Origin of the sequence: Neopoerus faecalis (assembly GCF_029218125.1) — a bacterium.
Lineage (GTDB): Bacteria > Bacillota > Clostridia > Oscillospirales > Oscillospiraceae > Oscillibacter > Oscillibacter faecalis_A.
In genome coordinates, this window is sequence record NZ_JARFXX010000022.1 from 1 (window position 1) to 2,741 (window position 2,741).

Below are 2,741 nucleotides of genomic sequence, written 5' to 3' on the forward strand. Positions count from 1 at the left end.
AAATAGGTGTAGGAAGGGAACCGTCTGAACTGAAACATCTAAGTAGGACGAGGAAGAGACATCAACCGAGATTCCGCAAGTAGTGGCGAGCGAACGCGGAAGAGGCCAAACCGGAGGATTCATTCTCCGGGGTTGCGGACAGTCATTTAGCAGAAGATATCTAACCGAAGGGTCTGGGAAGGCCCACCACAGAGGGTGAGAGTCCCGTAGGTGAAAGAGAAGGCTGTGAGACTGGATCCAGAGTACCGCAGGACACGTGAAACCCTGCGGGAAACAGGGGGGACCACCCTCCAAGCCTAAATACTACCTGATGACCGATAGAGGAGCAGTACCGTGAGGGAAAGGTGAAAAGGACCCCGGGAGGGGAGTGAAAGAGAACCTGAAACCTTGTGCTTACAAGCAGTCAGAGCGCGTTAAAGCGTGATGGCGTACTTTTTGTAGAACGGTCCGGCGAGTTATAGTAACGAGCAAGCTTAAGGTATTCAGTACCGGAGGCGTAGCGAAAGCGAGTCTGAAAAGGGCGCATGAAGTTCGTTGCCATAGACCCGAAACCGGGTGACCTACGCATGAGCAGGTTGAAGTGGGGGTGAAACCCCATGGAGGACCGAACCGACCCCCGTTGCAATGGTGGCGGATGACTTGTGTGTAGCGGTGAAATTCCAATCGAACTCGGAGATAGCTGGTTCTCCCCGAAATAGCTTTAGGGCTAGCGTTGTGTTAGATTACCGGAGGTAAAGCACTGAATGGTTTAGGGGCTGATAAAGTTACCGACGCCTATCAAACTCTGAATGCCGGATAATTGATGCACAGCAGTCAGACAGTGTGAGATAAGTTTCATTGTCAAAAGGGAAACAGCCCAGACCTACAGCTAAGGTCCCAAATGTATGCTAAGTGGAAAACGATGTGGAATTGCGAAAACAACCAGGATGTTGGCTCAGAAGCAGCCACACATTAAAAGAGTGCGTAATAGCTCACTGGTCGAGTGACTCTGCGCGGAAAATGTAACGGGGCTAAGCATGCAACCGAAGCTTAGGATTGTCTAAAGACAGTGGTAGGGGAGCGTTCTGTACGGGGCGAAGCCGCAGCGGGAGCAGCGGTGGACTGTACAGAAGTGAGAATGCCGGAATGAGTAGCGAGAATTATGTGGGAATCATAATGGCCGAAAATCTAAGGTTTCTTGGGGAAGGTTCGTCCGCCCAAGGTAAGTCGGGAGCTAAGCTGAGGCCGAGAGGCGTAGGCGATGCACATACGGTAGAAATTCCGTAACCACCGAACTTTAAGCATGAGGGACACTTTGAGATAGCGGGACCCGGGCGTTGGTAGACCCGGGCGAAAGGGACCGAAATATAGTAGGGAAGTCCGCGATGCTCGGAGGCGAGAAAAGCTCATGTGTATACTAAGGTGCCCGTACCGCAAACCGACACAGGTAGATGAGGAGAGAATCCTAAGGCCAACGGGAGAAGGGTTGTTAAGGAACTCGGCAAGATGACCCCGTAACTTCGGAAGAAGGGGAGCCTCGAAAGAGGCCGCAGTGAATAGGCCCAAGCAACTGTTTACCAAAAACACAGGTTTATGCTAAATCGAAAGATGACGTATATGAGCTGACGCCTGCCCGGTGCCGGAAGGTTAAGAGGAGATGTGAGCCGCAAGGTGAAGCATTGAATTGAAGCCCCGGTAAACGGCGGCCGTAACTATAACGGTCCTAAGGTAGCGAAATTCCTTGTCAGGTAAGTTCTGACCCGCACGAAAGGCGTAATGATTTGGGCACTGTCTCAACAGCCCGCCCGGCGAAATTGTAGTACTGGTGAAGATGCCAGTTACCCGCAACTAGACGGAAAGACCCCATGGAGCTTTACTGCAGCTTAATACTGGAATTCGGTAAATCATGTACAGGATAGGTGGGAGACTGGGAAGTCTGGGCGTCAGCTCAGATGGAGTCGCCGGTGGGATACCACTCTTGATTTGCTGGGTTTCTAACCTGCGGCCGTGAAACCGGTCGGGGGACACTGTTAGGCGGGCAGTTTGACTGGGGCGGTCGCCTCCAAAAGAGTAACGGAGGCGCTCAAAGGTTGGCTCAGCACGGACGGAAATCGTGCAATGAGTGTAAACGTATAAGCCAGCCTAACTGCGAGACCGACGGGTCGAGCAGTAACGAAAGTTGGAGTTAGTGATCCGGTGGTATGTGAGTGGAAATGCCATCGCTCAACGGATAAAAGCTACCCTGGGGATAACAGGCTGATCTCCCCCAAGCGTCCACAGCGACGGGGAGGTTTGGCACCTCGATGTCGGCTCGTCACATCCTGGGGCTGAATTCGGTCCCAAGGGTTCGGCTGTTCGCCGATTAAAGTGGCACGCGAGCTGGGTTCAGAACGTCGTGAGACAGTTCGGTCCCTATCTGTTGCGGGCGAAAGAGATTTGAAGGGAGCTGTCCTTAGTACGAGAGGACCGGGATGGACGTACCTCTGGTGCACCAGTTGTCCTGCCAAGGGCATAGCTGGGTAGCTATGTACGGACGAGATAAACGCTGAAAGCATCTAAGCGTGAAACTCCCCCTAAGATGAGATCTCTCATCCTTCATGGAGTAAGGGCCCAGGAAGACTACCTGGTTGATAGGCAAGGTGTGGAAGCGCAGTAATGTGTGGAGCTGACTTGTACTAATAGCCCGAGGGCTTGACCTACGAATGAAGCAGGCAAGGCCTGAAACATGGAAGAAGTTGCATTGTTCGGTTTTGAGGGTACAT

The 2,741-nt window shown here is 52.5% G+C and carries 1 rRNA gene; it reads left to right on the top strand.

Going from position 1 to position 2,741, the window contains the following annotated elements:
• Positions 1 to 2,678: ribosomal RNA gene (locus PY311_RS12490) — 23S ribosomal RNA — on the top strand; the annotation flags it as partial.
• Positions 2,679 to 2,741: the final 63 nt, after the last annotated feature.